This window comes from Paracoccus limosus, from assembly GCF_009711185.1.
Lineage (GTDB): Bacteria > Pseudomonadota > Alphaproteobacteria > Rhodobacterales > Rhodobacteraceae > Paracoccus > Paracoccus limosus.
In genome coordinates this window covers 39,465-53,147 of the sequence record NZ_WMIF01000012.1, presented here as the reverse complement: position 1 = coordinate 53,147, position 13,683 = coordinate 39,465, and the positions used below count along the sequence as shown (strand labels likewise).

Annotated in this window: 10 protein-coding genes; 5 read left to right on the top strand and 5 right to left on the bottom strand. The window is 67.6% G+C overall.

Annotated elements, in window-relative coordinates; all coding sequences use genetic code 11:
• Positions 1-192: 192 nt before the first annotated feature.
• Positions 193-1,560: a dicarboxylate/amino acid:cation symporter gene (locus tag GL279_RS10230; RefSeq protein WP_155064533.1), complete on the bottom strand. Its 1,368-nt coding sequence runs from the start codon at positions 1,558-1,560 to the stop codon at positions 193-195.
• Between the two features lie 193 nt (positions 1,561-1,753).
• Here GL279_RS10230 and GL279_RS19580 point away from each other — a divergent pair, with 193 nt between their 5' ends.
• The 4 genes from GL279_RS19580 (at position 1,754) to recG (ending at position 9,376) form a co-directional block, all read left to right on the top strand.
• Positions 1,754-3,463 carry a sensor histidine kinase gene (locus GL279_RS19580; RefSeq protein WP_343039772.1) on the top strand — a complete coding sequence of 570 codons (1,710 nt, stop codon included), beginning with the start codon at positions 1,754-1,756 and terminating at the stop codon, positions 3,461-3,463.
• Positions 3,460-4,800, top strand: a complete 1,341-nt coding sequence (locus GL279_RS10220; RefSeq protein WP_155064532.1) for a sigma-54-dependent transcriptional regulator — start codon at positions 3,460-3,462, stop codon at positions 4,798-4,800. The genes GL279_RS19580 and GL279_RS10220 overlap by 4 nt, the downstream gene beginning before the upstream one ends.
• 98 nt (positions 4,801-4,898) lie before the next feature.
• Complete coding sequence (gene ligA, locus GL279_RS10215) at positions 4,899-7,268, top strand: NAD-dependent DNA ligase LigA (protein WP_155064531.1); 2,370 nt, start codon at positions 4,899-4,901, stop codon at positions 7,266-7,268.
• Positions 7,244-9,376 carry an ATP-dependent DNA helicase RecG gene (recG, locus tag GL279_RS10210; protein ID WP_155064530.1) on the top strand — a complete coding sequence of 711 codons (2,133 nt, stop codon included), beginning with the start codon at positions 7,244-7,246 and terminating at the stop codon, positions 9,374-9,376. The genes ligA and recG overlap by 25 nt, the downstream gene beginning before the upstream one ends.
• A gap of 445 nt (positions 9,377-9,821) precedes the next feature.
• Here recG and GL279_RS10205 read toward each other — a convergent pair whose 3' ends face one another.
• Complete coding sequence (locus tag GL279_RS10205; RefSeq protein ID WP_155064529.1) at positions 9,822-10,259, bottom strand: iron-sulfur cluster assembly scaffold protein; 438 nt, start codon at positions 10,257-10,259, stop codon at positions 9,822-9,824.
• A gap of 60 nt (positions 10,260-10,319) precedes the next feature.
• Between GL279_RS10205 and hisI the strand changes: the two genes are divergently transcribed.
• Entirely contained in the window at positions 10,320-10,679 is a 360-nt protein-coding gene (hisI, locus tag GL279_RS10200) for a phosphoribosyl-AMP cyclohydrolase (RefSeq protein WP_155064528.1), read from the top strand.
• Here the strand turns inward: hisI and gluQRS are convergent.
• The 3 genes from gluQRS to GL279_RS10185 form a co-directional block, all read right to left on the bottom strand.
• Positions 10,668-11,519 carry a tRNA glutamyl-Q(34) synthetase GluQRS gene (gluQRS, locus tag GL279_RS10195; protein ID WP_155064527.1) on the bottom strand — a complete coding sequence of 284 codons (852 nt, stop codon included), beginning with the start codon at positions 11,517-11,519 and terminating at the stop codon, positions 10,668-10,670. The genes hisI and gluQRS overlap by 12 nt on opposite strands.
• Entirely contained in the window at positions 11,501-12,838 is a 1,338-nt protein-coding gene (gene trmFO / locus GL279_RS10190; protein WP_155064526.1) for a methylenetetrahydrofolate--tRNA-(uracil(54)-C(5))-methyltransferase (FADH(2)-oxidizing) TrmFO, read from the bottom strand. The genes gluQRS and trmFO overlap by 19 nt, the downstream gene beginning before the upstream one ends.
• 104 nt (positions 12,839-12,942) lie before the next feature.
• On the bottom strand, positions 12,943-13,554 hold the full coding sequence (locus GL279_RS10185; RefSeq protein WP_155064525.1) for a 50S ribosomal protein L25/general stress protein Ctc: 612 nt from the start codon (positions 13,552-13,554) through the stop codon (positions 12,943-12,945).
• Between the last annotated feature and the right edge of the window lie 129 nt (positions 13,555-13,683).

The following is a 13,683-nucleotide window of genomic DNA, read 5'->3' as shown; positions in this document are numbered from 1 at the left end:
GGGGCGGTTTTTCGTTGCGCGGGGGGGGATGGCGGCTGCGGCGCTATGTGGTGCGGTCGCATGGGTATTTGGGAAATGGTGAAACCGGCAGCTGGGCGCGCCGGGGCGGGCATAGAGAAAGGCCGCATCCCGGGGGGAGCGGCCTTGAAGTCGGGGCGGCGGGGAGGAGCCGCCCCGGAGTGCAGGCGCGGTTCAGTCCGCGCTCGCCTCGCCCAGACGCAGACCAGCGGGGGCGGGTTCGAGTTCGGTCACCGGGCGGACCGGGGCCAGTTCCTCGCCGTTCAGGGCGCGGTTCAGCTGGTCGCGGTCCAGCGCGCCATGCCAGCGGCTGACGACCACGGTGGCCACGGCATTGCCGATGAAGTTGGTCAGCGAGCGGCATTCGGACATGAAGCGGTCCACGCCGAGGATCAGCGCCATGCCGGCGACCGGGACGGTGGGCACCACCGAAAGCGTCGCGGCCAGCGTGATGAAGCCCGCGCCGGTCACGCCCGCAGCACCCTTGGACGACAGCATCGCCACCAGCAAGAGCAGCACCTGCTGTTCCAGCGACAGATGGGTGTTGGTGGCCTGCGCGATGAAGAGCGCCGCCAGCGTCATGTAGATATTGGTGCCGTCAAGGTTGAAGCTGTAGCCCGTCGGCACGACCAGCCCGACGACCGAACGCTTGCAGCCGGCCTTTTCCATCTTTTCGATCAGCGAGGGCAGTGCCGATTCCGAGGACGAGGTGCCCAGCACCAGCAGCAGCTCGGCCTTGAGATAGGCGATCAGCTTGAAGATCGAGAAGCCGTTCACCAGACAGACCGTGCCGAGGATGACGACGACGAAGATCACCGAGGTCAGGTAGAAGGTGCCGACCAGCGTCGCGAGGTTCACGACCGAGGCGATGCCGTATTTGCCGATGGTAAAGGCGAAGGCACCAAAGGCACCGATGGGGGCGGCCTTCATCAGCACGTCGACGATGCGGAACACGACCTGGCTGACCGCCTCGAACAGGGCCAGCACCGGCTTGCCGCGATCGCCGATCAGGATCAGGCCGATGCCGAACAGGATGGCGACGAACAGGACCTGCAGGATGTTGCCCTCGACAAAGGCCGAGGTCATCGTGGACGGGATGATGTCCATGACAAAGCCGGTCAGCGAGGTCTCATGCGCCTTTTCGGTATAGGTGGTGACCTTGCTGGCATCGAGCGAGGCCGGGTCGATGTTCATGCCGGCGCCGGGCTGGATGACATTGGCGGTGACCAGACCCACGACCAGCGCGAGCGTCGAGAAGGTCAGGAAATAGGCGAATGCCTTGCCCACTACCGAGCCCACGCCCTTGAGCGTGCCCATGCCGGCAAGCCCGGTGACGATGGTCAGGAAGATCACCGGCGAGATGATCATCTTGACCAGCTTGATGAAGCCGTCGCCGAGCGGCTTTAGCGCCTCGCCGGTCTGCGGGTAGAAATGGCCGATGAGCGCGCCGGCCACGATGGCGCACAGCACCTGAAAATACAGGTGCCGATAAAACGGTCGATGCGCGACGACGACCGGCTCTGCCGATGTATGGAACTGCATTGAGGCCTCCTCCAACCTGCGCTGTCATGCTTGTGTCATCGGTTTTAGGGCCGGGGCATTTGCGGACCAAGCGCTGGGCGCATAGCTGCAATGCGTTGAATTTCTGGGTATTTGTGCGGGTTGGTCGTGCATATCTGTGTGGTTTTCCGCACAGAGCATCCGTGATAGTGTGAAAATCCACACAGGAGGACGGGTGCAGACCGGGGTTCACAGCGATTCGATGGCGCGATTGGCGCGGGTGCCCCGGACGCTGGCGCTGGCGCTGGCTGGGGTCACGGCGGTGCTGGTGCTGCTGACGAGCTTTGTGCTGGCGCAGCGCGCGACCTTGGCCGACATGCGCGAGGCGCAGGAGACCACGCTGCGCTCGCGGGTGCAGGCGCTGGAAAGCACGCTGTCGCGCCAGCGCGCCGTGGCGACGGTGCTGGCCGATGATGCGGCGGTGCGCGCCGCACTGGGCGATCCGCGTGAGGCCAAGCTGGCGGCCGTGTCGCAAAAGCTGGCGCGGCTGCGCGAAGAGACCGACAGCGCGGTGATCTATCTGCTGGATCTGCGCGGCATCGCGCTGGCCGCATCGAACTGGCGTCAGCCCGACAGTTTCGTCGGCGCCGATTACAGTTTCCGCGACTATTACCGGCAGGCGCTGCGCGATGGCAGCGCGACGCAATTCGCGCTGGGCACGGTCAGCAACCGGCCGGGCCTGTATCTGTCGCATGACATCAGGACCGAGCCCGGTGGCAGCGACCAGCCGGCGCGGGCGCTGGGTGTGGTCGTGGTCAAGGTTGAGTTCGACCGGCTGGAGGCCGAATGGCGACAGGCCGGCGATCTGACCTATGTGCTGGACGGGGCGGGGCAGATCATCCTGTCGAGCCAGCCCGACCTGCGCTTTGTGCCGCCGGCACCGGTGGGGCGGGCGCTGGCAAGCCGGCAGGCGGTGCCGGGCACGGCCTGGAGCATGGTGCTGGTCTCGTCCTCGGCGCCGGCGGCCTATGCCGGCGGGTTTGCGGCGGGCTCGGCCGGGTTTCTGCTGTTGTTGGCGGCTGTGATCGCCAGTCTGCGCCTGCGCGCCCGCCGCCGCGCCCGGCGCGCGGCCGAGGCCGAGCGGCGCTATCGCATCGACCTTGAGCGCGCGGTGGATGAGCGCACGCGGGCGCTGTCCGAGGAAATCCGCGAACGCCGCGCCGCCGAAGAGCGGCTGGACCGGCTGCGCGGCGAGATGGTGCAGGCCAACAAGCTGGCGGCCTTGGGCCAGATCACCGCCGGCGTCGCCCATGAGGTCAACCAGCCGCTGGCGGCGATCCGGCTGCTGGCCGAAAACGGCATCGCCATGATGCCAAGCGATGCCGCGCCCGAGCTTGCGGGGAATATGGACAGCATCCTGCGCATGACCGACCGCATCTCGCGCATCACGCAAGAGCTGCGCGGCTTTGCCCGCAAGGCGACCGGCGATCTGGGTCCGGTGGTCTTGGCCCCGGCGCTGGAGGTCGCGGCGCTGCTGACCGCCGGTCGCCGCAAGGCCGAAGGTATCCAACTGGAGCTGCCCAAGCTGGCCCCGGATCTGTCCATTCAGGGCGAGACGGTGCGGCTGGAGCAGATTTTGGTCAACCTGCTGCAAAACGCGCAAGAGGCGCTGTCGGGCCGCGCCGGGGCGGGGCTGATCCGCGTGCTGGTCGATGCCGATGATCAGCGCGTCCGCATCGCTGTCGAGGATAATGGCCCTGGCCTTGCGCCTCAGATCGCGCGACAGCTTTTCACGCCCTTTGCCACCTCGAAGCCACAGGGGCTGGGGCTGGGGCTGGTGATCTCGCAGGACATTGCGCGCGATTTCGGCGGCAGCCTGCGGGCCGAGGATCCGCCGGGCGGGCAGGGCGCCCGCTTTGTGCTTGATCTGCCGAGGGCGGCATGAGCGACGCGCTGCGCCTTGTCCGGCTGGTCGATGATGACGAGGATCTGCTGGCCGTGCAGGTCCAGACCCTGCGGCTGGCCGGCTTTCAGGTCGAGGCCTTCGGCTCGGCCCTTGCCGCGCTGGAGGGGATGGGGCCGGACTATCCGGGCGTGGTGCTCAGCGATGTGCGGATGCCGGGCATGGACGGGTTCGAGCTGTTTACGCAATTGCACGACCGCGATCCCGATCTGCCGGTGATCCTGCTGACCGGCCATGCCGATGTGCCGATGGCGGTCGCGGCGCTGAAACAGGGCGCCTATGATTTCCTGTCCAAGCCGGTCGGGGCGGGCACGCTGGTCGCGGCGCTGAATCGGGCCTGCCAGTCACGGGCGCTGGTGATGGAAAACCGCGCGCTGCGTCAGGAGGCGCAGGCCGAGGCGGCGCGCGAAACCCGGCTGATCGGGCAAAGCCCGGTCATGCAGCATCTGCGCGACGGCATCGACCGGATGGCGGCCACCGGGGGCGATCTGTTGCTGCTCGGGGCATCGGGCACCGGCAAGGAAACCGTGGCCCGCGCCATCCACCGGCAGGGGCCGCGCCGCGCCCGCGCCTTTGTCCATGTCGCCTGTGCCACGTTGGACGAGGCGCGCTTCGAGACCGAATTCCTTGGCAGCGAGCCGCAGGGCCGCATGGCGCGCAGCCCCGGCCGGCTGGAAAAGGCGCATCGCGGCACGCTTTATCTGGATCAGGTCGAGGCGCTGGCGCCGGGGTTACAGGCGCGGTTTCTGGCGCTGATCGAGGCGGGGGAGTTCTGGCCGGTCGGGGCGGCGGCACCGCGTCCGCTGGACCTGCAGCTGATCGCCTCGACCGGGGCGGATCTGGCGGCGCTGGTGCAGCAGGGCGGCTTTCGCGGCGATCTTTATTACCGGCTTTCGGGCGTGGTGCTGCGCCTGCCGACCCTGGCCGAGCGGCGCGAGGACATCCCCGACCTGTTTCGGCATTTCCTGCTGGAGGCCTGCGCCCGGTTGCAGGTGCCGGCGGCGCCGGTCACGCCGATGGTCAAGGCGCGGCTGGCCGGGCATGACTGGCCCGGCAACCTGCGCGAGCTGCGCCAATATGCCGAGGGTCACGCGCTGGGGCTGTCGCCCTTTGACGGCGGCGGGGCCGGGTCCGCCGCGCGCGGCCTGACCGAGATGATGGCCGAATACGAGGCCGGGCTGATCCGCGAGGCGCTGCGGCTGGCCCAAGGGAACGCCAGTCAGGCGATGGAGCGCCTGCAATTGCCGCGCAAGACCTTTTACGACAAGCTGACCCGGCATGGCATCAAACCCGCCGAGTTCCGCGATCCGTCGCGCTAGGCCCATACGGGGTGCCGGCGCTGGACAAGCGCCCGGCGGTGCCGCTATCACTCGGCCCGAAAGATCGGCCCCGCCTGGGCCTATGAGCGGAGGCAGGCATGGCCCAAGACACACCCGTTGAACCGCCGGTTTCGGCCCTGGACGCCGCCGCTGCTGCCGATCAGGCGGCGGTCCTGACCGAGCTTCTGACCCGCGCCAATGACGCCTATCACGGCGCCGATGCGCCCTTTATCAGCGATGCCGAATATGACGCCGCCAAGCGCCGTCTGGCCGAGATCGAGGCGCGTTTCCCCGCGCTGGCCCGCGCCGACAGCCCGACCGAACAGGTCGGCGCCGCGCCTGACAGCCGCTTTGCCAAGGTGGCGCATCGCCTGCCGATGCTGTCTTTGGAAAACGGCTTTGACCCCGAGGATGTGACCGCCTTTGTCCAGCGCGTGCGCGGCTTTCTGAACCTGCCGGCCAATGCGCCGCTGGACTTCACCGCCGAGCCCAAGATCGACGGCCTGTCGCTGTCGCTGCGCTATGAGGCGGGCGAGCTGGTTTTGGCCTCGACCCGCGGCGATGGCGCGGTGGGTGAGAATGTGACCGCCAATGCCCGCACAATCGCCGACATTCCGCAGCGCCTGCTGGGTGACGACATTCCTGCCGTGGTCGAGATCCGGGGCGAGGTCTATATGTCGCATGAGGATTTCGAGTCGCTGAACCGCGCCGATCCGGCCCGGGTCTTTGCCAATCCGCGCAATGCCGCCGCAGGCTCGCTGCGTCAGCTGGACCCGGCGGTGACGGCGGCGCGACCCTTGCGCTTTTTCGCCTATGCCTGGGGCGAGGTCAGCGCGCCGCTGGCCGCCACCCAGATGGGGGCGGTTGCACGCATGGCCGCGATGGGCTTTCAGACCAACCCCTTGATGCGGCTTTGCCATTCTGTTCAGGACATGCTGGCCACCTGGGCCGGGATCGAGCAGATGCGCGCGACCTTGGGCTATGACATCGACGGCGTGGTCTACAAGGTCGACGATCTGGCCTTTCAGGCGCGGCTGGGGATGCGCTCGACCACGCCCCGCTGGGCCCTGGCGCATAAATTCCCGGCCGAGCGTGCCTGGACCCGGCTGGAGGCCATCGACATTCAGGTGGGCCGCACCGGTGCACTAAGCCCGGTCGCGCGGCTGACCCCGGTGACGGTGGGCGGCGTCGTGGTGTCGAACGCCACCCTGCACAACGAAGATTACATCGCCGGGCGCGGTGCCGATGGCCGCGAGATCCGGGGCGGCAAGGACATCCGCATCGGCGATTGGGTCGAGGTCTACCGTGCCGGCGACGTCATCCCCAAGGTGGCCGATGTCGATCTGGCGAAACGCCCGCCCGAGGCGCAGCCCTATCCGTTCCCGCAGACCTGCCCGGAATGCGGCTCGCCTGCGATCCGCGAAGAGGGCGACTCGGTCCGGCGCTGCACCGGCGGGCTGATCTGCCCGGCGCAGGCGGTGGAAAAGCTGCGCCATTTCGTGTCGCGCGCGGCCTTCGACATCGAGGGGCTGGGGGCAAAGCAGGTCGAGCTGTTCCACCGTCTGGGCTGGATCGCCGAGCCTGCGGATATCTTCACCCTCGAAAAGCGCGACGCAAACGGCAAGCTTTTGACGAACGCCAGCCCCGATGCCGATGAGGAACTGCTGATCTCGCTGGGTCTCGACAAGCTGCAGCTTGCGGGCATCGGGCTTGCAGGGGCGCTGGAGCGGCTGTCGCAAACCCCGCTTTCCGCGATCAAGGGCTGGGGCGAGAAAAGCGCCAGCGCGTTGTTCCAGGCCATCGAGCGCAAGCGCGAGATCCCCTTGGCGCGGCTGCTGTTCGGCCTTGGCATCCGGCATCTGGGCGAGGTCGGCGCCGCCGATCTGGCGCGCCATTTCGGCGGCTGGGAACGTCTGGTGGCGGCGCTGGACCTGTCGCGCCCGGCGGCGCTGGCGCATCGCGCCGCCGATCTGGCCGCGCAGACCGAACGCGAGCTTGCCGCCCGCGACAGCCGCCGCGCCCGGCTGGCCGAGGCGCGGGCGACCGCGCTGGCCGCAGCCGCCGTTCCGCGCGCCGCAATGACCGCATGGGAAGATCTGATCTCGGCCGATGGCATCGGGCCGGTGCTTGCCATGTCGCTGTCGGACGCCTTTGCCAATCCGCGCGAACGGGGCGCCATCGACCGGCTGGCGGCAGAGCTGCGCCAGATCCAGCCGCCCGAGGCGCGCGCCAGCAACACCGCCATCGCCGGCAAGACGCTGGTCTTCACCGGCACGCTGGAGAAAATGACCCGCGCCGAGGCCAAGGCGCGGGCCGAGGCGCTGGGGGCGCATGTCGCGGGCTCGGTCTCGGCCAAGACCGACCTGCTGATCGCGGGACCGGGCGCGGGCTCCAAGGCGAAAAAGGCCGCCGATCTGGGCATCGAGGTGATCGACGAGGACGCATGGCTGGCTCTGGCGCGGGAATAGGGCCTGGTCCGGCGCGTCCGTCCGCGGGGCGGCCGCCGGCGCTGTTCCCGCTGTTTGCCGGCATCGAGACGCTGCCGGGCGTCGGCCCGCGCGCCGCAGAGGCTCTGGAGCAGATGGGCGTGACCCGGCCGCGCGACCTGATCCTGACCCTGCCGCATTCCGGCATCCGCCGCCGCCGCATCGCTTCGCTGGCCGAGGCACGCCCGCCCGAGATCGTCACCCTGACCGTCACCGTCCAGCGCCATGCCCCGGCGCCCGCGCGCGGCAGGCCGTGGCGGGTCTATTGCTCGGACGGGCGCAATGACCTGCAACTGGTGTTTTTTCACGCCCGCAAGGACTGGATCGAAAGCCAGCTGCCGCTAGGCGCGCGCCGGCTGGTCTCGGGCAAGGTCGAGCTGTTCGACGGCATGGCGCAGATGGTGCATCCCGACCATATCGGCGCCGAAACCAGCGCGCAGCCGCCCGATTTCGAGCCCGTCTATCCGCTCTCGGGTCGGCTGACGCAGGGGCTGATGCAAAAGGCCGTGCACGCCGCGCTGGACCGGTTGCCGGCGGTTGCCGAATGGATCGACGCCTCGGTCGTGGCGCGCGAAGGCTGGCCCGGCTGGGCCGAGGCGCTGCATGCCGCCCATGCGCCGAACGGCGTCGAAAACCTCTCGGGCACGGATCCGGCCCGGGCGCGGCTGGCCTATGATGAGCTTTTCGCCCATCAGGTGACGCTGGCGCTGCTGCGCCGCGACCGACGCAGGCAGCGGGGCGTCGAAACCATGGGCGATGGCGCCCTGCGCGCCCGCGTGCTGGCCGGCTTGCCCTGGCCGCCGACCGGGGCGCAGTCGCGCGCCGTGGCCGAGATCGCCGCCGACATGGCCGCGCCGCGCCGCATGAACCGGCTGCTGCAAGGCGATGTCGGCGCAGGCAAGACGCTGGTCGCCTTTCTGGCGGCGCTGAACGCGGTCGAGGCGGGCGGGCAGGCGGTGCTGATGGCCCCGACCGAAATCCTGGCCCGTCAGCATTACCGCGCGCTGGAGCCCTTCGCGCGGCTCGCCGGCATCCGGCTCGAGGCGCTGACCGGCCGAGACAAGGGCGATGCCCGCGCCAATATCCTGACCGATCTGGCCGAGGGGCGCATCGACATCCTCGTCGGCACCCATGCGGTGATCCAGAAGACGGTGCATTTCCACGATCTGCGGCTGGCAATCATCGACGAACAGCATCGTTTCGGCGTCAACCAGCGCATGGAACTGGGCGCTAAGGGCCATCTGCCGCCCGATATGCTGGTGATGACGGCGACGCCGATCCCGCGCTCGCTGGCGCTGGCGCAATTCGGCGATATGGACCTGTCGGTGCTGGACGAAAAGCCGCCGGGCCGGCAGCCGATCCGTACCACCGTGCTGCCCGACAGCCGCATCGATGAGGTGGTCGAGCATCTTGCCCGGGCGCTGGATGGCGGCGCCCGGGCCTATTGGGTCTGCCCGCTGGTCGAGGAAAGCGAGGCGGTGGATCTGACCGGGGCCGAGGCGCGCTTCAAGGCATTGCGCGCCCGCTTTGGCGATCAGGTCCGGCTGGTGCATGGCCAGATGCCGCCCGAGGAACGCGATGCCGCCATGGCCGATTTCGCCGCCGGTCGCGCCGGTATCCTTGTCGCCACCACGGTGATCGAGGTCGGCGTCGATGTCCCTCAGGCGACGATCATGGTCATCGAACGCGCCGAAAGTTTCGGCCTTGCCCAGCTGCACCAGTTGCGCGGCAGGGTCGGGCGCGGCACCGGCGCTTCAAGCTGCCTGCTGATGTATCAGGAACCGCTCTCTGAAACCGGCCGCCGTCGCCTGTCGATCCTGCGCGAGACCGAGGACGGCTTTCGCATCGCCGAAGAGGATCTGGCTATCCGCGGCGCCGGTGACGTGATCGGGACCGCCCAATCCGGCCTGCCGCGCTTTCGCATCGCCGATATCGAACGCCAGTCCGGGCTGATGGCGCTGGCGCGCAAGGACGCGCAAGCCTTTCTGGAACGCGACCCCGACATGCAGGGCGACCGCGCGCAGGCCGTGCGATTCCTGCTTTGGCTGATGGAGCAGGACCGCGCCATCCGCATGATCAGCGCCGGCTGACAGTTCCGCTTTCTTTCGTGCCCAAATATCCCGGGGGGACGCCGGCAGGTCCCCGGTCAGGGGACAGGCCGGCGTGGGGGCAGAGCCCCCCGGCGACACGGATGTTCTCATCCCGGTTTCGATGTTCTTAAAAAGTTCTTTACTTTAACCCGATTCGATGAGAACAAATAAGAAACAAACCCCGAGGAGCTTGAGATGAACCGCGATACGCTCTCTGATCTTGTCGGCGCCCTGGCGATTTCCGTGACCGCCGTGATCCTGTTTTCCCTGCCGTCGGTGGCCCCGATCCTGACCGCCGCCTGACGACCCCGCCTTTCTGCCTTCCTGCCCCGCGCTTTTCCGACCTGCCTTGTCAGCCGGTCCCGGATCGTCCCCGGTCCTTTGAAATGCGCGCAACTGACCGGCTCCTTGCGGGCCGGTTTTCTTTTTCGATCAAATGGAAAGCTCAGGCCTGGGCCGCGTCCATCGCGCCCAGCGTGGCATCCCATGCCAGCAGGATCGAGGCATGGCGATTGGGAAATTCGCGCGCGGGCATCAGCACCTCAAGCGCATCAAAGGGCGCGGCGGGGGCAGGCCCGTCGGATTTCAACATGGCCAGCAATTCCTCGCGCGCCTTGGCCAATTCCTCGCGGCTGCGGCCCAGAACGACACTGCCCAGCACCCCGGCCGAGGCCTGTCCCAAGGCGCAGGCCCGCACCTCTTGCGAGAATTCGGCGATACGCCCGTCCTGGACCACGACATGCGCGGTCACCGAAGATCCGCATTGCGGCGAACGCTTGTGTGCGCTGCCACCCGGCGCGGCCAGCTTGCCCAGATGCGGGATATCGGCCGCCAAAGCCAGGATCCGGCGGGAATAAAGCTGCATCAGATCGCTGTCGGCCATGGTCTTTTCCTTGCGGCGTGCCGGCCTTAGATAGGCATGGCCCGCGCGAAAGGAAAGCCGATGTTCGATCCCTCCAGCCTGAAATACGACGCCAATGGCCTGATCCCGGTCGTGGCGCAGGACCATGTCTCGGGCGAGGTGCTGATGGTGGCGTGGATGAACGCCGATGCCGTGGCCCGCACGTTGTCCAGCGGCAATGTCACCTATTGGTCGCGCTCGCGTCAGGCATTCTGGGTCAAGGGCGAAACCTCGGGCCATCTGCAGAAACTGGTCGAGCTGCGGGTCGATTGCGATCGAGACTGTCTGCTGGCGCTGGTCGATCAGACCGGGCCGGCCTGCCACACCAACCGCCGCTCGTGCTTTTATACCGCGATCCGCGACGGGGCCGAGGTCGAGATCATGCAGCCGCTACAGCCCTAACATGTGGCGAATATCCTCGGGCGTCGCGCCCTCGGCCCGGTAAAGCCGCAGGGCGCGGGCGTCGTCGCGCTTGGCCAGACGCTTGCCGTGGGCGTCACGGATCAGGCGGTGGTGGTGATAGCGCGGCGTTTCAAGTTGCAGCAATTTCTGAAGAAGCACATGGATCCATGTGGAATCCAACAGATCTTTTCCGCGCGTGACCAGCGTGATGCCCTGCGCGGCATCATCCACCACCACCGAAAGGTGATAGCTGGTGCCCATGCTGCGCCGGGCCAGAACGACATCACCGATCCCGGCGATGAGGTCAGCCGCCGCCAGCCGATGCGCTACGCCGGGGGCGACATTCTCGTCCAGAAAGCCGACCTCGTCCAGCCCGAGATGGGCGAGTGCAGCTGCGGAGTTCAGGCGGATGGTGTCGTTGGGACTAGCCTCGGCCATATGGCGGTGGCGGCAGGTGCCGGGATAGACCGGGCCATCGGGGCCGATCACCGGCGCGCCCTCTTGCGGGGCAGAAAGCGCGGCGCGGATATCGGCGCGGCGGCATTGGCAGGGATAGGTCAGGCCCGATGCCGCCAACTGGTCCAGAGCCGCCTGATAGGCCGGCAGGCGTTCGGACTGGCGCATGACGGGCTGTGGCCAGTCAAGGCCCAGCCAGTGCAGATCCTCGGCGATCATCGCCTCATATTCAGGGCGGCAGCGGCTTTGGTCGATATCCTCGATCCGCAGCAAGAATTGGCCGGGCCCGGCCAGCCGCGCGGCGGTCAGCGCGGCAAAGGCATGGCCCAGATGCAGCGGCCCGGTCGGCGAGGGCGCAAAGCGGGTTACTGTGCCGCCAGCCATGCGCTGAAATCCTGTTTCGCGCGGTCGGTATAGGCCGGGTAACGGTCCTTGCGCCCCTTGCGGCCGCTGCGCATCTCGTCCAGCGGCGGGTAAAGGCCAAAGTTCACGTTCATCGGCTGGAAGGTCTTGGCATCCGCGCCGCCGGTGATGTGGTTGACCAGCCCCCCCATCGAGGTGGTGACGGGCGGCGGCGGCAGGTCGCGCCCCAGCGCCTCGGCCGCGGCCATGCGGCCCGCGAGCAGGCCCATGGCGGCCGATTCGACATAGCCCTCCACCCCGGTCACCTGACCGGCAAAACGAAGGTTCGGCCGCGCGCGCAGCCGCAGCCGGTCATCGATCAGGCGCGGAGAATTCAGGAACGTGTTGCGATGGATGCCGCCGAGGCGCGCGAAACTTGCGTTCTGCAGACCGGGAATGCGCCGGAAAACATCGGTTTGCGCGCCATATTTCATCTTGGTTTGAAAGCCGACGATATTGTAGAGTGTGCCCATGGCGTTGTCGCGGCGCAGTTGCACCACGGCATAGGGCTTTTCGGTCGGGTTATGGGCGTTGGTCAGGCCCACCGGTTTCATCGGGCCGTGGCGCAGGGTCTCGCGGCCGCGCTCGGCCATGACCTCGATGGGCAGGCAGCCGTCGAAATAGCCCGCCGTCTCGCCCTCGTGGAACTCGGTCTTGTCGGCAGCCAGCAGCGCGTCGATGAAGGTTTCGTAATCCGCGCGCGTCATCGGGCAGTTGATATAGGCGGTGCGCTCGGCCTCGGTCTCGCCCTTGTCGTAGCGGCTTTGTAGCCAGCAGACGGACATGTTGATGGTTTCGGCATGGACGATGGGGGCGATGGCGTCGAAAAAGGCCAGAGCGCCTTCGCCGGTGGCTTGCAGGATCGCCTGACCCAGCGCGGGCGAGGTCAGCGGGCCGGTGGCGATGATCCAGCGGCCGTCCTGTGGCAATTCGGTGATCTCGCCGGGGGCGAAGCTGACCAGCGGCTCATCGTGCAGGGCCTGCGTCACCGCCGCCGAAAAGGCGTCTCGGTCTACGGCCAGCGCGCCGCCGGCGGGCAGGCGGTGGCGTTCGGCCATGGCCATGATCAGCCCGTCCGCCGCCCGCATTTCCCAATGCAGCTGGCCCACCGCGTTCATGCGGTCGTCATCCGAGCGGAAGCTGTTCGAGCAGACCATCTCGGCGCAATCGCCGGTCTTGTGGGCGAATGTGGCGACCTTGGGGCGCATCTCGTGCAGCACGACCGGGACGCCGGCGCGGGTGATCTGCCATGCGGCCTCGGATCCGGCGAGGCCGGCACCGATGATGTGGATGGGGTCCATGTCAGCCTCTTTCTCGTCAGGCGGGTCTGTTAGCACCGCCCGCAGGCAAGAGAAAGGGCGGCATCCGCTGGGGATGCCGCCCGATACCTGCCGTCAGCCTGAAATCAGGCTTCGGCAGCGGCTTCTTCGTTCTCTTCCGAACGCAGGCCCGAAGGCGCAGCGATATTGGCGATGACGAAGTCGCGGTCGATGGTCGGCTTCGCGCCGTTCGGCAGCACGATGTCGCTGATGTGGATGGTGTCGCCGATCTTCTTGCCGGTCAGGTCGACCGTGATGTGATCGGGGATCTCCGAGGCGGTGACGACCAGCTCGACCTCGGGACGCACGATAACCAGAGTGCCGCCGCGTTTCAGGCCGGGGGCTTCCTCGTGGTTTTCGAAGTTCACGTGGATGAACAGGTTCACGCGGGTGTTGCGGTGCAGGCGCATGAAGTCGATATGCGTCGGCAGGTCTTTCACCACGTCGCGCTGAACGCCGCGGCAGACGACGCGCACGTCATCCTGACCGTCGATCTTCAGGTTCCACAGCGTGGACAGGAAGCGACCGGCGCGCAGTTTGGTCAGCAGCGAGTTGAACTCGATCTGAATCGGCTGCGGGTCTTTGCCGTCGCCATAAACGATGCCGGGCACCTTGCCTTCGCGGCGAGCTTGGCGGGCGGCCCCCTTGCCTGTCCCCGCGCGTGCCTCGACCACCAGATCCGGGATCTCTTTGGCCATGTTGGTATTCCTTTGCTAAGTGTAGGCGGCCGTCCTCCAAGGGTGCACGGCCGAAGCCGGCCCTATAGCGGCAAATGCGTAGCATTGGAAGCGAAATACCGCAGCATCAAGTGAAAAGCGCTTGCTTTT

Coding starts and splice junctions, on each gene's coding strand:
- GL279_RS10230 (WP_155064533.1), bottom strand. CDS start 1,560: ATGCAGTTCCATACATCGGCAGAGCCGGTCGTCGTCGCGCATCGACCG.
- recG (WP_155064530.1), top strand. CDS start 7,244: ATGGCTGGCTCTGGCGCGGGAATAGGGCCTGGTCCGGCGCGTCCGTCC.
- hisI (WP_155064528.1), top strand. CDS start 10,320: ATGTTCGATCCCTCCAGCCTGAAATACGACGCCAATGGCCTGATCCCG.
- gluQRS (WP_155064527.1), bottom strand. CDS start 11,519: ATGGCTGGCGGCACAGTAACCCGCTTTGCGCCCTCGCCGACCGGGCCG.
- GL279_RS10220 (WP_155064532.1), top strand. CDS start 3,460: ATGAGCGACGCGCTGCGCCTTGTCCGGCTGGTCGATGATGACGAGGAT.
- ligA (WP_155064531.1), top strand. CDS start 4,899: ATGGCCCAAGACACACCCGTTGAACCGCCGGTTTCGGCCCTGGACGCC.
- GL279_RS10205 (WP_155064529.1), bottom strand. CDS start 10,259: ATGGCCGACAGCGATCTGATGCAGCTTTATTCCCGCCGGATCCTGGCT.
- trmFO (WP_155064526.1), bottom strand. CDS start 12,838: ATGGACCCCATCCACATCATCGGTGCCGGCCTCGCCGGATCCGAGGCC.
- GL279_RS10185 (WP_155064525.1), bottom strand. CDS start 13,554: ATGGCCAAAGAGATCCCGGATCTGGTGGTCGAGGCACGCGCGGGGACA.